At 44.2% G+C, this 17,130-nt stretch carries 16 protein-coding genes and 1 pseudogene; 2 read left to right on the forward strand and 15 right to left on the reverse strand.

Annotated features, from left to right (window positions below; translation table 11 throughout):
- Window positions 1–12: 12 nt before the first annotated feature.
- The 5 genes from HQN90_RS27455 to HQN90_RS27475 form a co-directional block, all read right to left on the reverse strand.
- Window positions 13–1,329 (reverse strand): efflux RND transporter periplasmic adaptor subunit, encoded by a 1,317-nt coding sequence (locus tag HQN90_RS27455; RefSeq protein WP_173224704.1) that lies wholly within the window; start codon window positions 1,327–1,329, stop codon window positions 13–15.
- 9 nt (window positions 1,330–1,338) lie between these two features.
- Complete coding sequence (locus HQN90_RS27460; protein WP_173224706.1) at window positions 1,339–1,998, reverse strand: HlyD family secretion protein; 660 nt, start codon at window positions 1,996–1,998, stop codon at window positions 1,339–1,341.
- Window positions 1,995–2,438 (reverse strand): MarR family winged helix-turn-helix transcriptional regulator, encoded by a 444-nt coding sequence (locus HQN90_RS27465; RefSeq protein ID WP_079417575.1) that lies wholly within the window; start codon window positions 2,436–2,438, stop codon window positions 1,995–1,997. The genes HQN90_RS27460 and HQN90_RS27465 overlap by 4 nt, the downstream gene beginning before the upstream one ends.
- Before the next feature lie 295 nt (window positions 2,439–2,733).
- Window positions 2,734–3,045, reverse strand: a complete 312-nt coding sequence (locus HQN90_RS27470) for an RCC1 domain-containing protein (RefSeq protein ID WP_173224709.1) — start codon at window positions 3,043–3,045, stop codon at window positions 2,734–2,736.
- Window positions 3,046–3,108: 63 nt separating this feature from the next.
- Window positions 3,109–3,873 (reverse strand): SDR family oxidoreductase, encoded by a 765-nt coding sequence (locus HQN90_RS27475; protein ID WP_173224711.1) that lies wholly within the window; start codon window positions 3,871–3,873, stop codon window positions 3,109–3,111.
- 167 nt (window positions 3,874–4,040) lie between these two features.
- On the opposite strand from HQN90_RS27475, the gene HQN90_RS27480 reads away from it, so the two are divergent.
- Entirely contained in the window at window positions 4,041–5,138 is a 1,098-nt protein-coding gene (locus HQN90_RS27480) for a stalk domain-containing protein (RefSeq protein ID WP_173224715.1), read from the forward strand.
- Between the two features lie 107 nt (window positions 5,139–5,245).
- Here HQN90_RS27480 and HQN90_RS27485 read toward each other — a convergent pair whose 3' ends face one another.
- Both HQN90_RS27485 and HQN90_RS27490 read right to left on the reverse strand, forming a co-directional pair.
- Window positions 5,246–6,454, reverse strand: coding sequence for a multidrug effflux MFS transporter (locus HQN90_RS27485; RefSeq protein WP_173224718.1), 1,209 nt, complete (start codon window positions 6,452–6,454; stop codon window positions 5,246–5,248).
- Between the two features lie 128 nt (window positions 6,455–6,582).
- Complete coding sequence (locus HQN90_RS27490) at window positions 6,583–6,873, reverse strand: cyclic-phosphate processing receiver domain-containing protein (RefSeq protein WP_216855486.1); 291 nt, start codon at window positions 6,871–6,873, stop codon at window positions 6,583–6,585.
- Between the two features lie 297 nt (window positions 6,874–7,170).
- On the opposite strand from HQN90_RS27490, the gene HQN90_RS27495 reads away from it, so the two are divergent.
- A complete protein-coding gene (locus HQN90_RS27495; RefSeq protein WP_173224722.1) occupies window positions 7,171–7,869 on the forward strand; it encodes a DUF4386 domain-containing protein in 699 nt (232 codons plus the stop codon).
- A gap of 224 nt (window positions 7,870–8,093) precedes the next feature.
- Here the strand turns inward: HQN90_RS27495 and HQN90_RS27500 are convergent, their stop codons facing one another.
- The 8 genes and pseudogenes from HQN90_RS27500 to HQN90_RS27535 all read right to left on the reverse strand — a co-directional run bounded on the left by HQN90_RS27500 (window position 8,094) and on the right by HQN90_RS27535 (window position 17,079).
- Complete coding sequence (locus HQN90_RS27500) at window positions 8,094–8,759, reverse strand: VOC family protein (protein WP_173224726.1); 666 nt, start codon at window positions 8,757–8,759, stop codon at window positions 8,094–8,096.
- Between the two features lie 123 nt (window positions 8,760–8,882).
- Window positions 8,883–9,029 (reverse strand): annotated as a pseudogene (locus tag HQN90_RS27505) (helix-turn-helix domain-containing protein); the annotation flags it as partial.
- A 504-nt stretch (window positions 9,030–9,533) separates the two neighbouring features.
- On the reverse strand, window positions 9,534–10,910 hold the full coding sequence (locus HQN90_RS27510; RefSeq protein WP_173224732.1) for a sulfatase family protein: 1,377 nt from the start codon (window positions 10,908–10,910) through the stop codon (window positions 9,534–9,536).
- 72 nt (window positions 10,911–10,982) lie between these two features.
- Window positions 10,983–11,807 carry a carbohydrate ABC transporter permease gene (locus HQN90_RS27515; RefSeq protein WP_173224735.1) on the reverse strand — a complete coding sequence of 275 codons (825 nt, stop codon included), beginning with the start codon at window positions 11,805–11,807 and terminating at the stop codon, window positions 10,983–10,985.
- Window positions 11,804–12,706: a carbohydrate ABC transporter permease gene (locus HQN90_RS27520; protein WP_216855487.1), complete on the reverse strand. Its 903-nt coding sequence runs from the start codon at window positions 12,704–12,706 to the stop codon at window positions 11,804–11,806. Before HQN90_RS27520 ends, HQN90_RS27515 begins: the two co-directional genes overlap by 4 nt.
- A gap of 17 nt (window positions 12,707–12,723) precedes the next feature.
- A complete protein-coding gene (locus HQN90_RS27525; RefSeq protein ID WP_173224740.1) occupies window positions 12,724–14,241 on the reverse strand; it encodes an ABC transporter substrate-binding protein in 1,518 nt (505 codons plus the stop codon).
- Between the two features lie 121 nt (window positions 14,242–14,362).
- Window positions 14,363–15,214, reverse strand: coding sequence for a helix-turn-helix transcriptional regulator (locus HQN90_RS27530; RefSeq protein WP_173224743.1), 852 nt, complete (start codon window positions 15,212–15,214; stop codon window positions 14,363–14,365).
- A gap of 125 nt (window positions 15,215–15,339) precedes the next feature.
- Window positions 15,340–17,079: a fibronectin type III domain-containing protein gene (locus HQN90_RS27535; RefSeq protein WP_173224746.1), complete on the reverse strand. Its 1,740-nt coding sequence runs from the start codon at window positions 17,077–17,079 to the stop codon at window positions 15,340–15,342.
- Window positions 17,080–17,130: the final 51 nt, after the last annotated feature.

A 17,130-nucleotide genomic window follows, 5' to 3' on the forward strand; every position in this document is an offset into this window, starting at 1 on the left:
TTGCAGCCTCCTTTACTCGGCATGAACCTTGGTACCATCCGTTAGCTTATCGTTTGGATTCAAGACGATCTTATCATTGGGTTTCACTGCCGCATCCCCTTTGAGGTATACCCAATCTTGGTTCTTATCTTCTGTCTGCAGCTCTACAGGATGAACGGTATCCCCGCTAATCTTATAAACGACCGTCTTGCCGTCTTTTTGCAAAAGGGCGGCTTTCGGTATTTCAACGCGATTATCCGCACTGCTTGCTCCAAAAGCAACACTGGCGACAGCTCCGGCATGCAAGGATCCATCAGGATTGCCCACCGTTAACTTAACAGGAAAGGTGTTATTATTCGTATCCGAAACCGGACTAACGAATGTAATTGTGCCTTCAAACGTTTTACCTGGAATGCTAGGTACCGTCACGGTTCCTTTCGCTCCTTGTTTAATGGAACCAACCATTCCTTCAGGAACACTGACTTCCACTTTCACTTGATCTATGTTTACAACCGTCAATAAAGCTGCTCCTGCTTGTGCCATTTCTCCTACATTGACATTCTTCTTTACGATAACACCATCAATTGGCGAAACTACCCCAGCATTCTTCACCGCATTTTGAACTAGCGTCAAAGCGGCTTGCTTCGCTGTAACGTCGGCTTGCAATTGCTCCAACGTATTGGCCGTCGCGCCTTCTTTGGCCAAGCTCAGCTTAGCCTCTGCGGCAGTCAATTGAGCGTTCGCTCCTTGTTGCTGCGATACAGCAGAATCATAAGCTGCTTTTGCTTTTTCATAATCCATTGTCGCTTTATCCAGATCGTCGGTGCTCACATCACCTTGATCATAGAAGTTTTTCGCATGATTGTAACCTTTGGTCACAAGATCATAAGCTGCTTTCGCTTGCGACACTCCAGCTTTGGCTTGATTGATTGCCGCTTTGGCTTGCTCCACTGCCGCACCTGCCGCTTGCAAATCCTGTGAGCGTGCGCCTGCTGCGGTATCTGCCAATTTGGCCTGCGAAGCCGTCAGTCCGGCTTGTGCTTGATCCAACTGCTGGCTTAAATCTTCGGTATCGAGTTGAACAAGTAGATCGCCCTTCTTGACTTTCGCACCTTCATCTACAGCAACAGAAGTGATTTTACCTGCTATTTTGGACACGACTTGAACCGTTTGATCCGCCGCTAGTTTACCGCTCGCCCCAGCTGCATTCGTACTGCCGATCGTAATCACTTTGACTGAAGGTGTTGTTGATTGCGCAGCGCTGGTTTGTGAAGAACTGCAACCGCTAATAAGCATAAGGGAACCTGCCAGAACACTTAAAGATATAACGACGTTCAGATGTTTTTTCATGGGTAATCCTTACTCCCCTTTGATATGGATTTTGATCGCAGCATTCATACCTGGCGCCAGATCCAATCCCTTATGATCGTCAATAGATATTTTTACATTCAAACGCTGTGTAACTTTTGTGAAATTCCCGCTTGAGCCCGTTGTCGGAAGCAATGAGAAGGTAGACGCTGTGGCTTGACCAATCTCCGTTACTCTCCCCTGGAACTCTGTTCCACCATATGTATCCACGTCAAACGTTACCAACTGTCCAACATGTATCTTCTTGATTTTCGTTTCATCAATATCTGCCGAAACGTATAAGGCGCTCTTATCCACAATCATTGCGACTGATTGCCCGGGAGCGACTACTTCGCCGACTTTGGCAGCGGTTTGAATCACCGTTCCTCCGATCGGAGTGCGCAAAGTCGCTTGATCGAGCAAACTATTCGATAAATTCGTAATATCTTGCTGTCCGACAATTTGATCGGCCACAACCGTATCGCCTACTTTAATGCCCAGCGTATTAATTTTGCCCGCAATTCGAGGCATGACACGGTAAATATCTCCCGCTAGACGGGCATTGTCTGTTGCTATATAATTAGCGCCCTGATACCAGTAATAACCACCAATGCTGGCTCCGCTAATAACCATAACAGCTAGAATAATAATTAGAACCAATTTACGTTTCATTTCGTTCCCTCCAGCTTTTTCTCCAAATGTTCAATGAGTATTCCGATCACTTCTTTACATGTCGCAATCTGCTCGACTGTAAATGTCGTCTCCAAACCTGTGTAGAACTCTTTGGTAATCGTCTCAAGCTTCGTTTTCTTCATCTGTTGACAAAAGTCTGTCGTACCAATCCAGACAATTCTTCGATCCTGTTTATCTCTTTTGCGTTCAACCATCCCATCACGTTCCAGCCGATCCACAATACCGGAAACCGTACTATTGCTGAGCTGCACGGATTGGGCGAGATCCCCAAGCTTTCTTGGTTCATTCATAAACAATTCTCTTAAAATAAACAACTGTGGTCCCGTTAACTCTTCCCGTTGGAGTTCCCGATACATTAAAGATACGCGCAGCTTATGCAGCCTCGTAAATTCAGCCACAAGATCTCTAACTTCTTCCAAACCACTTCCTCCTTAAAAAAAGTAATAAAAATAAATATTTCGAATACAAATGTTTCGCATGCGAAATATAAATATTGTATTGATCGTAACACGCATCTATGACTTTGGAAATATATACTTTATGAATTATTTGTGACTACAAAATAGCCGCAAGCTATCGCTTCCGACTCCATGTTCTGTCCTAAAATGATGGTTATTTCGAAAGAAGGCTGCCGATCTTATGCTGTCGGCAGCCTTCTCCTGATCTTATTTAGCTAATGTTTCCCGTTAATCCAACAAGCTTCCTGCCTAAATCTCAGGGGCGGGATGTAGCCGGGATAGGTTTCACTTCTACTTGTACGGGTGATAATTGGAGAGACCATTCCGATCCAAACAGTCCATGCAGATCATAGCCCCACATCCATAAGGAACCGTCTTTCTTGATGACAGCATCCGTATTATAACCCGCAAATACAGCAGTAACGTCCGCTAAACCCTCCACTTGGTAAAGAGGTCGATAATTTCTCTTATTCCCCACATCAAGTACATGATCTCGTGGAAAATACCCCATAGACCAAACAGTTCCATCTTTCTTCAGCGCTAACATGTGATCACTGTTTATAGACATATCAATCCTGTATCCACCTACAGATATAAATAACAATGGAAGTCTTATGCAGCCTGAGCTTACTTATAGGTGAGATCCACCACTTGCATCAAGCAATTGACTAGTTACCCAACGGCTGTCCGGCGAAGCGAGAAAGGCTACAATATCCGCGACATCCTCGGGTTCTCCCCATCTGTTGAAAGTTGAAAGACCAGCCGCATATTTTTGTCCACTGGGATCTTGTAACGTCCCCGCATTCATCTCTGTATTAATAATGCCGGGCTGGACGGCGTTTACTGTAATGTTGCGGCTACCCAGTTGTTTGGCCAGAAGATGCGTAAATGTGTCGATGGCCCCTTTCGACATGCTGTAGGTGAACACACTTGGAGAGGCCACTCGCGTCACAAAGGATGAAATATTAATAATGCGCCCTCCGTCTTTTAGACGCGGTAGAGCTTGCTGGGAAACAAAAAGGGGTGCTTTGACGTTAATCTTCATGACTTCATCAAAAGATTCTTCCGTTGTGTCCTCTAGGTTAACGATTTGCCCGATTCCAGCATTGTTGACAAGAATATCGAATCCGCTGCCGCCTGTACGTTTCCGAATGTCATCATCCAGCGCCACAAACAAATCATGGATGCCATCGAGAGTGCTTAAGTCAGCACCAATTGCAGACGCGTTCCCCCCGCTTTGCTCGATCTGGTGAACAATTGCCTCCGCTTCATTGCGTCTTTTTCCATAGTGCACGACGACAAATGCGCCCTCTTGTGCCAGACGCAATGCGATGCTGCGCCCAATTCCTCGGCTCGCTCCGGTTATTAAAGCGATTTTACCTGCTAACTTACTCATGCTTTCATCTCCTTGTCCGAATTCAAATATAGTTATATCACAGCTCAACATTTGAAATGTTGCTCTCTCATTCAGGACATTCATCCATAATTCGTCAAAGCACGATCCCTCTTTGTCTGTTTTATGTTACAATACATAAAACTAATCAAAGGGGAAATATACAACTTATGATAAAAAAGTCGTTTCTATTTTTATTTGCGTTTCTACTTGTCTTTCTTTCAACCCCCCTCTCCACTAAAGCTGAAGAAAGCAGTTATAACCTCATCATTAATGGAAAGAAGTTTAACTACAACTACCCGCCTATTGTTCAAAACAATGCGATTTATGTACCCATGTATGGCGTACTCTCTGAGTTAGGTATCAATCCACAGTGGGATAAGGATTACCGCACTTTCCGCATTAACACGAAATCCAGTGTCGTTTTCTTTAAGACGGATAGTCCCATTATCATTAAAACGGAACTGAATGTAGCTAATTTTGATTCCGAAGACAAAATATATGGGCCGTATCGAGATTTCAAACGAGAGGTTCTTACCTTAGATTTCTATCCAATTTCCAGTCAGGATGTCGTGTACGTTCCATTAGTGTTTTTAAGTGAATACTTGCATCTCGTGGTAGCATGGGGAGAAAATGGCAGCATATCGATTTCTGGAGGCAACTACAAGCCCGAGGATCATCTGAAAGAACTTTATTCCGCATGGGATGAACAATTCAAAAAGATTGGAAATTCATACTCTAATTACTGGTTCTCGTATAATTACAATGATTTTAAATCGAGGTACTATGAGATGTCCTATGCGCCTTATGATTTAGCACAATATGCAGAGCTCGGTCAATTTTTGAATAAAGACATCTGGTTGAATAAGACGTCAAAATTTTGGACGGATCGAACGCTGGACCTTCCCAATCTGACTAAAGTAAAAATTACTTATGTTGGTGATGGATCTATGCTTGTTAACGACGGCAATTATGATTACACAGTTAATACCCATACTTTGAAATCGATGTCTCATGGTTCACCTCTATCCGGCTTTTTCCTTAGAAGCCCATTTGATGTATTTGATTTTCCTCAGAAAGCTTGGGACGCCATAGCTGCACAAGAGGTTTATCGAGGTATGAATTATGGAATGGTGTTATTGTCTTGGGGCGATCCGAAACACACAAACGTGACAACAGGAAAGTATGGAACCATGTCACAATGGGTGTATGGTGACAGTACCTATCTTTATTTTGATAATGGTGTTTTATCAACGATTCAATATTAACTCAATCATACCGAGGAATTTTAACAACATGAAAACATGGAAAACCAGTCCAACACTAAGTTACAGTGTCAGACTGGTTTTCTATGTTTTCCATTTATTACATGCTGCTAATTTGAGCCCGCTCCACGCGTGCTGCTTCTTACCAGAAAGAAGTAAGACAACATTGCAGCAATGCTCGTCAATAATATAATTACGCCCAGCGGAACGGCAGTGTCTTCACCCGCAATGCCCACTAGCGGAGAAACGACCGCTCCGAGCAAGAAGGGAATGACACCAAGCAGCGCAGCAGCGCTGCCCGCCATTTGAGCCTGGCTCTCCATGGCCAGAGGAAATGCCGCCGTAGATGTAATGCCGATTGCCGCTACGAAGAAGAACAACGGAATCACCAAAGCGAAAAGCGGTCCATGGACGATAGCCACTACTAAGACAGCGACACTTGCCAAACAAGCAAGCCATAAGCCGAATAACATAAAGGCTTGTTCAGATACGCGATGCGACATCCGCCCGACCACTTGGGAACCGATGATCAGGCTGATCCCATTCGATCCGAATAAAAGAGCGAATACGGTCGGCGAAGCCCCGTAAATATTTTGATAAATAAAGGGCGTTCCCGAAACATACGCGAAGACACCCGCGATCATAATGCCCTGTGCCAGCATGTAGCCTACGAACTTGCGATCTCGCAAGAGCGATCCGTAATTCCGCAGCTGCTGCATGAAATTGCTAGGCCTGCGGAGTTCGGATGGCAATGTCTCCTGCAGCTTCCATTTTGTCATCGTCAACAGGTAGAGTCCCAGCAATGCCAGCGCTATAAATACACCAACCCAAGTCGTGAATGAAAGAATCCCGCTGCCGGTAACTGGTGCCACAAGCGGACCTAGATTACCAACAAGCAAGAGCAGCGAGAAAAATTTGGTAAGCTCGTGACCGCTGTACAGGTCGCGTGCAATCGCGCGGGAAATGACAATGCCCGCTGATGCGGCAAAACCCTGCACGAACCGGCATGCGATCAACAGCCCGATATTGGGCGAGAATGCGCAAGCTAACGATGCGACGACATAAACCGCCATAGAGATAAGCAGCGGATTGCGTCTACCGTGGACGTCGCTCAGCGAACCCATGACGAGTTGGCCAATGCCGAGTCCGAGCAAACATGCAGTCAAGCTGAGCTGCACCAGCGAAGCTGTTGTATCGAATTGCTTCACAATCTCCGGAAATGCGGGCAAGTACATATCAATAGTAAAAGGCCCGAGTGTCGAAAATAAACCAAGCAATAAAGCAAGTCTAAACACATGCTGATTGTTCTTGTTGGTCATAATAATGAGGTTCTCCTATTCTTCATTCCATATCCAAGACTCTTAATCTCTTTTTGTCGCTTTCGAATTGGCACAAGATTCGAATTCGGCTTGCACATTTCGAAGCAAAGAGTCTGTTTTTTATCCTATCATAACTGTACAGATTTCGACAACAATTTAAATGTGGAAGCTGCACTCACAGGATTATCTGTATGTAGGAAGATCTTGCTTGCCCTTAGACCATTCTCGCAAAAGTATTTAACAAAATCGTAACCATTAGGTAATTCATTTCCGTTCTCATCCTCGCCTAAGTCATGGTCTAGTGATAATATTTCTATAGTATACCTCTTAAAATATTGAATTGCTTCTTCGAATGTTCTTGCTACAATAAAGCCCTCTGGACAGTCCCTTAAATCATCTAGATAAATATTCGCCTTCATGTAATCACCTCTTGATAAGTGCAATATATTCCCATACATCCAACAAGTTCCCTTCTAATTCCTCATGACTGCGCCCTTCCTAGTGAATAACCTATGTGTAAAATAAACTTGCACAGGAACTAGTTTTAATTACATTATGTATAGTTCTATTTACATTTTGTGGATTATACTTTAATTAGGAGGTCAATATGTTCTATCAAGAAAAAAAATTGTTTCCATCATCGTTCGATACTTCTTTGACCTACTTATTCGCACGTCCCGCAAACATCCGCCAAAGGTATTATTAGGAGGTTCATTATGTTGAGGAAGAGTACAAATTCAGGTAGAAGGACTGCAGCAATTACTGGGGTGTTATTAATATCCGGGTTGGTTACAGGTATATTTAGTGTTGTTCCTGTTATAGATGGAGCAGACTACCTTGTCAAGGCTTCTACCAATGGAAATCAGGTACTAATAGGAGCGTTTTTCCAGTTATTAATGGTTATTGCATATGTTGGTATTCCTATTTTGATGTATCCGATTTTATGTAAGCATAATAAAGGTTTAGCTCTTGGGTCTGTTGCTTTCGGCATTATTGCAGGTGTGTTCATTATTACTGGTGTCATCATTCTTCTGTTGTTACTGACTTTAAGCCACGAATTTGCAAAAGTTGGAACTCTGAATATATCGTATTTTCAGACCTTGGGTGGATTGTTACGGGAAGGACGTGATTTGGTGAACCATGTGGCAACGACACTGGCATTTGTTTTGGCTATGTTCTTGTTTAACTGCATATTCTACCAATCAAAATTAATTCCACGTTGGTTGTCAGTTTCGGGTCTTATTGGGTCTACATTGTCCATATTGGCAAGCTTATTTTTTATGATTCGCTTCATCGGTCTGGATGCAACCTACATGATGTTGAACATTCCAATAGCCTTTCAACAATTGGTTTTGGCTATATGGCTAATCATTAAAGGATTCTACCGGGCGGAACAGGATTCTGTAACCAATTAAGATGAATGATCTAGAAAAGAACGGCTGTGGGACTGGATTGATATCAAATTAAATTGCATTCAATTTTTCTATTTCTATACTATCACGCCTGGTCATGCGTAACAAAAAAGAACAGTTACCTGCCGCGGTAATCTGCCCCTACTTCGAACTATTGTTTTGGAAAAACTAAGTCTATCGTTCTGTACTAGCTCAGCCCTGAGCTGTCCAAATGCTTACGCACATCACTAAAATATTTCATAAGGCAAATCCGGGACAGAGAATTGTCTATCGTTGCCTTTAATTTTTACCGTGACAGGGAATATTCCAGCTTTAGTATTGGTAGGAAACCATTCACGTTCTGAATTCACTAAAATAAAAAGCCCATGTTCGTCACCAACAGGCTGAAATGAGGTGCCATTTCCTTTCCATAAAGGAAGATTAATTTCTGATTCTAAGATTGACGCTGCGCTAGAAACATCCAGCACTGGTAGTCCAACTTCACTCACACAAAGAATGTCGTTGTTCGTAAATTCGTCTTTGGAAATGCTTTTTATATTGTGACGTGCAATATATTCCACGATGTTCCCTGAGGGGTCATAAAAATAAACCGCATGTGCGTTCCAATCTACAAATTCAAACTCATCCTGAAAATCATTTTGCAACAAAGTTACCCGCGTTGCTAAATACGCTTTCGCTAGTTTAAATTTGCTCTCTTCAATATTAAAAGCAAAATGGTAAAAGGGTTTTTCATCCTTTGCATCTGTTTGTACAAAGGTAAGGTCCGTTTCGCCAACTGCAACTGTGAATGTGCTATCATCTTCTTTTACTAATTCCAAGTCTAACGTGTGAACATAGAAATTTTTCAGTTCTTTCAACAAATTCGTTTCAAATTTAACTTCTTCAAAAATCAAGATTTATCACACCTCTCGTTCGAAATATCAAATATATACTTATTATCTTCCAATTAATGAAATATATGTTAGGTTTGTTCTGATTAGCTGCTATGCGGGCGAGACGTTAAGACAGGAGGGGCTGCCTTTTGAAATTCCGGCGCGCTTGGCCACATCATCAATGGATGCCGCATGATAGCCCTTTTCAATAAAAACCTCGACGGCTGCTGTACGTATGTTTTCCTTAGCCAGCTGCCGAATTCGGTCACTTTCCTCGCGCGTTCGCGGCATCTCTCTCACTCCTTCAACATATCCGTTCTCTTTACACATCATCATAATGAACACGGAACGGATAGTCAATAAACACTATGACTGACCGTTTGTTCAATATTAAGCTAATATTGATCACATACTTGTTGGTCTAACTATAGATGTATAAAACAGATGCTATGAGTGGCAATGTTTGTGTACAAGGTGAGTGGGCTGCCTTTCCCTATTTTGCAAATAAGAGTCTCTATAAGCTTCTATCTACGCAAAACGGGATCGTTTTTCACAAATAGAAGTCTTAATGGACTCTTATCGCTGATCAAACGCTCAAATACTCGCCCATTTGAAACAATAAGAGCCCCTATGAGCTTCTATTTGCACAAAAAGCCGTTGTTGCTCACGGATAAGAGTCTTCATGAGACTCTTATCTTGGGGCAAAACCTCGCAAGCTATGAAAACAAAAAAAAGAGCTGCCAAGTAGATATATCTACTTATGAGACAGCCCCATCTATGCGTTCTTATTCAAATCTATACATATTCCTTGGCGTGATAAGGACCGCCCTCTTTCATGACGGTCCACAACGGGTCCGTATCCTCTTTCATGGACAACATCATGTCATCATGCCATTCATTTAGCAAGTAGATCGCTTTCAGGCAGATATCGCTTCTTTGTTCAGCAAGATTGTACTGCTCGTAAGGATCATTTGCCAAATCAAACAACATCTCTTTGGGAAATCCATGGTGTCCGTCATGATAGGTTCGGATGTACAGCCAGTTCTCAAATCGGACACTTCGCTGGCAAACATGCGCGCATTGGGATACGACCAGGTACGGCCTACCCGTATCTATGCCTTTTGTAATACTTTCGGCATAACTCAACCCATCCCATGAATCCGGCTTAGACGCATCAAGCAAGCTTGCCAGCGTAGGAGCGAGGTCCAACTGATAGTGAAGCCCATCGTCTACGCTTCCTTGAAGACCGCCTGGCCAACGAATGATCATAGGAATCCGGCAGGTTCCTTGATCGGCTGTACCGTGTTCGGAATATATGCCTAGTTCCCCCATGTTTTCTCCATGGTCAGCACTGACAATAATCGCTGTATCCTCGAGAACGCCAAGCCTTTCAAGCGTCTGAATCACTTGTCCGATATGCTCATCCATATAACGAATGGCAGCGTCATAATTATCAATAATGACTCTCAAATCATGATGTTCCTTAATCATCTCGCTATGTCGCGGATGTCTATAGTAATGCGATTGGGCAAGCTTATTCATATCTTCAATACTATGCTGCCCTTTTTTGAGCTTGTGCTGCTGAAAGACATCCTCGGTAATCCATTCTGGCATCGGCTGATCCGCAAAGGGGTTACCGAAGTGATCAGGGGTTCTGTAAGGCGTATGCGGGTCCCAGAAATTCAGATGCAAGAACCAATCATCTGCCTTCGCGTTATCATCCAACCATTTGAGCGCTACGGGCAAAACTTGTTCAGCAGATTCTCCGCCTCTGCCCCCAACATTTAATACTTCATTAAACCCCGCGTTAAAGGTCCATACGGAATGTCTTTCCGAGAATGTGCTGATCGATGCCGTCTTCATGCCAACCTTGCGCAATACGCCAGGAAGGCTTTCCGTAGCCAATCGATCGCTGAAGCCACGCTCCATCCCTTCGCGCCTCATATCCGCAGCCGTCCCCCCATGTCCAACCACGCCGGTGTGGATCCCGAATCTGCCTGACATTAATGCCGATCTGGATGGCATACATGGCGCATCGGAGCAGTAATAGTTGTTGAATCGTACGCTCTCTTCTGCGATACGATCAATATTTGGGGATGTCGCACGGTGATAACCATAGCAGCCGAGATGATCAGGACGCAAGGAATCTAAATCCAAATATAGGATTCTCATAGATCATGTAACCTGCCTTTGATGTATTTTATAGTTTGTAGTTAGTAAATGTAGCTTGTGCATCATCTGTCGTTAGCCTTTCACTGCTCCAGCAATCCCATCTACAAAATAGCGCTGCAGAAATAAGAAAATAACAATGATCGGAAGTATCGCGATCGTACCACCGGCGGCAATCCCCGTCCAATCCACGACATTCTCACCCCGCAGCGCATATAAGCCAACGGCAAGAGGCCGCAGATTAGGCGAACTGAGTGTTAGAATTAATGGAATCATAAAAGAGTTCCAGGACCAGATGAACTGCATGATCGTCACACTACCGACGATTGGCTTCGATAACGGCAGCATAATTGTGAAAAAGGTGCGGAAAAATCCACAGCCGTCCATAATGGAGGCCTCCTCCAGCTCCTTCGGAATCTGGCCGAAGAAAGTAGAAAAGAGCAAAATAAAGATGATATGCGCTCCCCCAGCTTCTGCAAAAATAACACCTAACAAGTTGTTCATTAGTCCCAAATGTTTGATCAGATCATAAATCGGAATAATCGCAAATTCCATCGGTACAAACATACTGGCGACGAGAACCCCCAAAACCAGCTTCTTCCCTTTAAATACATATCGGCCAAGCACATATCCGCATGTTGCCGTTGCCAGAAGTACGATGAGGATGGTACTGACGGAAATAACCACACTATTGATAAAGTATCGTTCAAAATTGGCTTCATTCCACGCTCTGACCAAATTCCCCATTTGGAAGCTGTTAGGAATTAATCGAAGTCCATTGGTGAAAAATTCGCTCTGCGTCTTGAAGGAAGCGGACACCATCCATAAGAACGGATAAATCCAAACGATGCAAAAGGCGGTCATGACGACGTGGAACGATGATAATCTTAGGATTTTCATAATTTGGCACGACCTTTAATTCGTTTATTCAGCACGGATTGGATAATCGCGAGCGCACTGATGGTTACTGCAAAGAAGAGTCCGGCAGCAGACGCATACCCAAGTTGCGGAAGTCCCATTTCACTGGAAAAGGCGTATCGATAAATATAGGTGGACACCACATCGGTTGCGAAAAAGGGGCCTCCGTTGGTCATCGTTTTGATCAAATCGAATACTTTCAGGGAATTGACAACATTTAGCAGTAAAATGACAGCTCCTATAGGTAAAAGCAGTGGTATTGTTATATTAAAAAATAATTTAGTCCCTCTTGCGCCATCCACTTCAGCCGCTTCATACAGATCCTTTGGAATACCCTGAAGTCCGGCAAGCCAATAAATCATATTAATACCGAGATTTTTCCACACCGAAATGAGGACCACGGTAAACATCGACCATTTGGCATCTCCCAGCCAATTAATCGGCGTGCTAAGCAAACCTATTTTCATTAACGCATCATTGACGACGCCATCGCTGCCCCATATGAAAACCATAATAATACCAACAATCGATGTCGTTGTAACGACTGGCAGGAAGATTAAGGTCCGGTATATGCTGGCTCCCTTTAACCTAGGACGATTCAAAATAACGGCTAGTATTAATGGAATAAAGAGGTTAAGAGGCACGACACCGAACATAAATTTGAAACTATTTTTAAAAGCGTTCCAAAAGTAAGGGTCCTTCGCCACACTAGCGAAGTTATCAAGTCCAACAAAGGTCGCATCGGATGTCAAACCCGACCAATCCAACGTCGCATAGTACAAGCTGGCCGCAATCGGCCAGCCTTGAAACAGGACGAAAAGCAATAACGTTGGAACTAGGAATATCCAACACCACAATTCAATTTTCCATTTGGTTTTCACGCTGTGTGAACTCCCCATTATTTGATCGATTTGTAATCTTGTTCGGAGTAATTCTTATCTGGGCTCCAATTGGAGAAGATGAAATCATTCTTGTCTACCTTGGCGCCTTCCGACTTCGCCTTCGTGATAGCCGTATCCAACGCTTTATTAACGAGATCGGAGTACTGCTTTAGTGGAGCGGTTGGATCTTTGATCGCCCCGGCTACGACCCCTTGCAGGATATCGCCCACACCAGGCTGAACATCCTTATAATTGCCATACACACTTGTAAGCTCAGGGTTTCTAATCTGCGGATTCGGAATTAAACGGGAAGATTTCTGAACAATGTCATAGTATTGCTTAAACTGTGGAATTTCGGAGGAGCTCTCATTAACATCTTTTAAGATCGAGAATCGGTCTCCCGCTTTAACCAATACGGACTGATATTCCTTGCTGAAATATTCCTTCAAATAAAGCGCAGCCTCTTTCGGGTGTTTCGATGTCTTCGACATTCCGATCCAAGCACCAATGGTTGACTTAGGCAGATACCCCTTCTGTCCATCGTCCGGCACCGGAGGCATCATCACACCGAAATCCAAATTAGGATTATCCCGTTTCCATACACCGATGGACCATTCCCCTTGCAAAATGAAACCAGCCTGACCTTCGCCAAATAAAGCGCGAGCTTCAGGAGCGGATATGCTCATCGTCTTCGGATGGAAGCTTCCGTCATCCTTCATCCCCTTGAACAAGTTCATGACATCGACAACGGCTTTGCTGTCATAGTTCGCGTCATGCGTGGCCAAGCTGATCGGCGATTGTTGGTTCAACCCGCTGCCGCCCAGCGCGGACCAGTCCATCGCTGCCAGCTTCCATCGGCCGATTTGTTTGCCCCCCTCGATGATACCGTACGCCTTGCCTTTACCCGCTACCGTAATTTTCTTCGCCGCCTCACGGAATTCTGTATATGTTTTTGGCGGGTTATCAGGGTTCAGTCCGGCATCTCTAAATAGCTGCTTATTGTAATACACAAGCGTACTCGGCACGCTAGAAAGTGCAGGTATGGAATAAACCTTGCCATTTAACACCGTGGAACCTTCCACGAACACGCCATCAATGAATTGGCTCTTAAAAGCATCATCGAGGTACGCATCTAACGGCTGATACCATTCTCCTTTCACTGCCATACTGAGCGACATATTGCCTGGAATAGGGAACAAATCCGGCGCGTCTCCCGATTTAATCGCGGTCGTGATCGTATTCTGGAATTGGTCAACGCTCATTAACGTATATTCGATTTTGATATTTGGGTATTTCGCTTCAAAATCTTTGATAAATTTCTCGCGATAGGGCTTCTCACTATCTGCCCAGTCCATCACCCGCAAGGTAACCTTGTCACCTGTTGGCGCTGCTTCAGCTTTATTTCCCGAAGTTCCCGTTGCTGCAGGAGTTCCCGTACTAGCTGTATTCGCAGGAGTGGCAGAGCAAGCCGTAATGATTTGTACAATTAGTGCAGATCCGATTAAAATAGCAGAATATTTCCTTTTTTGTACCATTGATATATTTCCCCCTTTTTAAGATTGCAAATATTCGCAGTTAACCTTTGTAGTGAGTAATTCCGCTAATTGTATACGCTGTCAAGCCCTCCTCACCCTAAACTATATTTTATATGTTATCCTACAACCTATCCGCAGACCATGTAGGCACGATGCCATTTTTTGTACTTTTGATACTTTTTCGAAAATTACTAGGGGACATGCGAAATGCTTTCTGAAAAGCGCGATTGAAATGCGACGCGTCATAAAAGCCGCATTTCTGCGAAATTTGCTCGATGGTGTTTTCCTGGTCTTCCAGCATTCGTTTCGCTTGTATTAATCTCATTTTTTGAAGCATCTGCATCGGGGTCAGTTCATATACCTGCTTAAAAGCCCGGCTAAAATAGACAGGATTCATATGGTAAATGTCAGCTAATTCCTCACGCGTAATATTTCGCTCCAACCCCTTCTCAATATAATGAAGCGCATAATTAAAGCGGGCAATTTCGAACGTATCTCTCGATGCACGCTTTTCTCCGATTTTGGAGCTTTCCACAATCTCATGAAGCAGAAACAGCGCCAGAAAACCTGCCTGCACGGCCCCCTGTTCATGATCCTTTTGCTGCCACATGTCTTTGAGTTCGTCGAACTTCTTCTCATACAGAGCAGTGTCCCGAATTGTAATTACCTTGTTGAACGGGAACAACTGAAAGAAATCTTCTCCCTCTCTAACGTGCAATTCTATGCTAAACAGAAAGTGAATCCCTTCTTTTTGCGAAATCACATTAAAAGGCGTATCAGGGCGATGAATCATCACGTCACCGGTTTTGGCAATATACTCCTTGCCGTCGTCTGTCGTGATTACTTCCCCGTCTTTGATATAGGATACCGTCAGATAAGGCTGGGTGAAATCAAACATGAACCGGGAGTAGTATTGTATTTTTTTCACATCAAATAACGTTATCGCAAATAGATCCTTCACCTGTGTCGACAAAATAGATTCACTCCTGTCTCTTTTTCAGTGATTATATCAGTAATTAACTATTTGCAATACTCCATAAAAAAACGACCATCCCCGATTGCATATCGAGAGATGATCGTCACTTAGGACAAAATCGTTTATGGCATGGTCGTCAAGAAAGTTTTTACCGTATTTGCAAAATTATAGCTGCTTGCGCCATCCCAATTAATCGACCATGTCATGGCGCCACGAATATCCGGATATTTCGCTACAGGCTTGTAGCTTCCGCAGTTAGTCCCGGCTGCCAAGCAGCTGAGCGCGTTGTTCACGACCGTAGGAGTGACGTAGCCTCCCCCGGCTGCAGATGTCGTAGCTGGAAGGCCCAGCCCAAGTTGGGAAGGCGCTACCCACTGCAGAGTCAAGTCAGATAGTGCCGTCAAGAAATTTTCTGTGCCTTGGGAATAGCAAAGACCATCGCGACCCAGCATGCAGCCGGAGTTGTAATACTGAACATTAATGACCGTCGTAATATCCTTTAGGTTCGTGTAGAGCTGCATATAGGACGTATTTTGATTCTGCATGTCTATCGTTTGCGGGGCCATAGTCAAAATGAAACCGGAGCCAACTTTTTGCTGCAGCTGACGAATAGCACTAGTTAAATTCGCAACATTCATGCCGTTCTCCAGATCGATATCGATGCCATCGAACCCGAATTGTGTCATTAAGCCATACATACTATTTACAAAATTGCTCACATTGGGGGAAGCAGCGCTCAAATCAATATTGCCATTTTGCCCTCCAACGGAAATGATCACTTTTTTGCCTTGCGCATGCTTAGCCTGGATATCGCTAATGAGATTGGCATTCGTATAGCCGCCAAGTGCCGTAGACAACGAAGAATCAACATTAAAAATAACTCCGCCTGGTTTGGTCGCGTCCATATCGGCAAAAGCCACGGCTATAAGATCATACTGGCTTGGTACCGCGCTAAGCTTGAGATTCGTTGCACCATTCGTGAAGTTTTGCCAGTACCCTGTGAGGATATGTTTCGGTAGTAGGCCTCCCCCGCCAGAGCTTTGGGTTGTTCCGCTAATCGCCGAGCTTGCAGCAGAAACATTACCAGCCGCATCTTTGGCTTTCACAGTAAAAGAATACGCTGTGCTTGCTGCAAGTCCTGTAACCGTAGCCGTCGTACTCGTTACAGACACTGACAATGTCCCTCCTACGTAGACGTCATATCCTGTAACGCCAACATTGTCCGTAGATGCAGTCCAAGATAAGGAAACACTGGATGATGTAGTTCCAGTTACGCTTAAATTCGCAGGAGCCGTAGGAGGCTGTGTATCACTTCCCCCCGTATTGGTCGCAGCACTTGTCGAGTTACTGGCAGCGGACACATTGCCTGCCGCATCTTTCGCTTTCACGGTGTACGAATAAGATGTGCCGGCACTTAATCCCGCGTCCGTGTAGGATAACGTACTGCCGGAAACACTGCCAACTAACGCAGAAGCCCGATAGACATCGTATCCAGTAACGCCAACGTTGTCTGTAGATGCGTTCCAGGTGAGTGATATGCTGGATGTTGTGGTTCCGGTTGCATGTAAATTGGAAGGTGCCGTTGGAGCTTGTGTATCTCCGCCTCCACCTTGAACGAGTCCCCACAAGGCAGGTACGTTTGGCGGTTCCCAGCCTACTAGAGAGGTATGTCCTTGAATGCATTTATAGCTGCTGCCGCTATAAGTTACCGTATCATTTGCCACATAGGACACATTAGGTGCCCAAGCACCTCGATCCGCAGCAAAGGCCATTCCCGGAATCAAAGCAAGGAGTAAAGCTGCAATCAACAGAAAAGCAAGCACTTTCTTTAACCCCGTCGGGCTGTGTGAAACATTTTTCATAAAATTCCTCCTTAAATGTCTGTACAGTCTCTACTTCTCCATCCGAAAAAC

It is taken from the genome of Paenibacillus alba (assembly GCF_013204855.1).
In the GTDB taxonomy this organism is placed as follows: Bacteria; Bacillota; Bacilli; order Paenibacillales; family NBRC-103111; genus Paenibacillus_E; species Paenibacillus_E alba.

What these genes read in the sequence shown, in the direction of transcription:
- HQN90_RS27455 (WP_173224704.1), bottom strand. Translation starts at nt 1,329, where the DNA reads ATGAAAAAACATCTGAACGTCGTTATATCTTTAAGTGTTCTGGCAGGT.
- HQN90_RS27460 (WP_173224706.1), bottom strand. Translation starts at nt 1,998, where the DNA reads ATGAAACGTAAATTGGTTCTAATTATTATTCTAGCTGTTATGGTTATT.
- HQN90_RS27470 (WP_173224709.1), bottom strand. Translation starts at nt 3,045, where the DNA reads ATGTCTATAAACAGTGATCACATGTTAGCGCTGAAGAAAGATGGAACT.
- HQN90_RS27475 (WP_173224711.1), bottom strand. Translation starts at nt 3,873, where the DNA reads ATGAGTAAGTTAGCAGGTAAAATCGCTTTAATAACCGGAGCGAGCCGA.
- HQN90_RS27480 (WP_173224715.1), top strand. Translation starts at nt 4,041, where the DNA reads ATGATAAAAAAGTCGTTTCTATTTTTATTTGCGTTTCTACTTGTCTTT.
- HQN90_RS27485 (WP_173224718.1), bottom strand. Translation starts at nt 6,454, where the DNA reads ATGACCAACAAGAACAATCAGCATGTGTTTAGACTTGCTTTATTGCTT.
- HQN90_RS27490 (WP_216855486.1), bottom strand. Translation starts at nt 6,873, where the DNA reads ATGAAGGCGAATATTTATCTAGATGATTTAAGGGACTGTCCAGAGGGC.
- HQN90_RS27495 (WP_173224722.1), top strand. Translation starts at nt 7,171, where the DNA reads ATGTTGAGGAAGAGTACAAATTCAGGTAGAAGGACTGCAGCAATTACT.
- HQN90_RS27510 (WP_173224732.1), bottom strand. Translation starts at nt 10,910, where the DNA reads ATGAGAATCCTATATTTGGATTTAGATTCCTTGCGTCCTGATCATCTC.
- HQN90_RS27515 (WP_173224735.1), bottom strand. Translation starts at nt 11,807, where the DNA reads ATGAAAATCCTAAGATTATCATCGTTCCACGTCGTCATGACCGCCTTT.
- HQN90_RS27525 (WP_173224740.1), bottom strand. Translation starts at nt 14,241, where the DNA reads ATGGTACAAAAAAGGAAATATTCTGCTATTTTAATCGGATCTGCACTA.
- HQN90_RS27535 (WP_173224746.1), bottom strand. Translation starts at nt 17,079, where the DNA reads ATGAAAAATGTTTCACACAGCCCGACGGGGTTAAAGAAAGTGCTTGCT.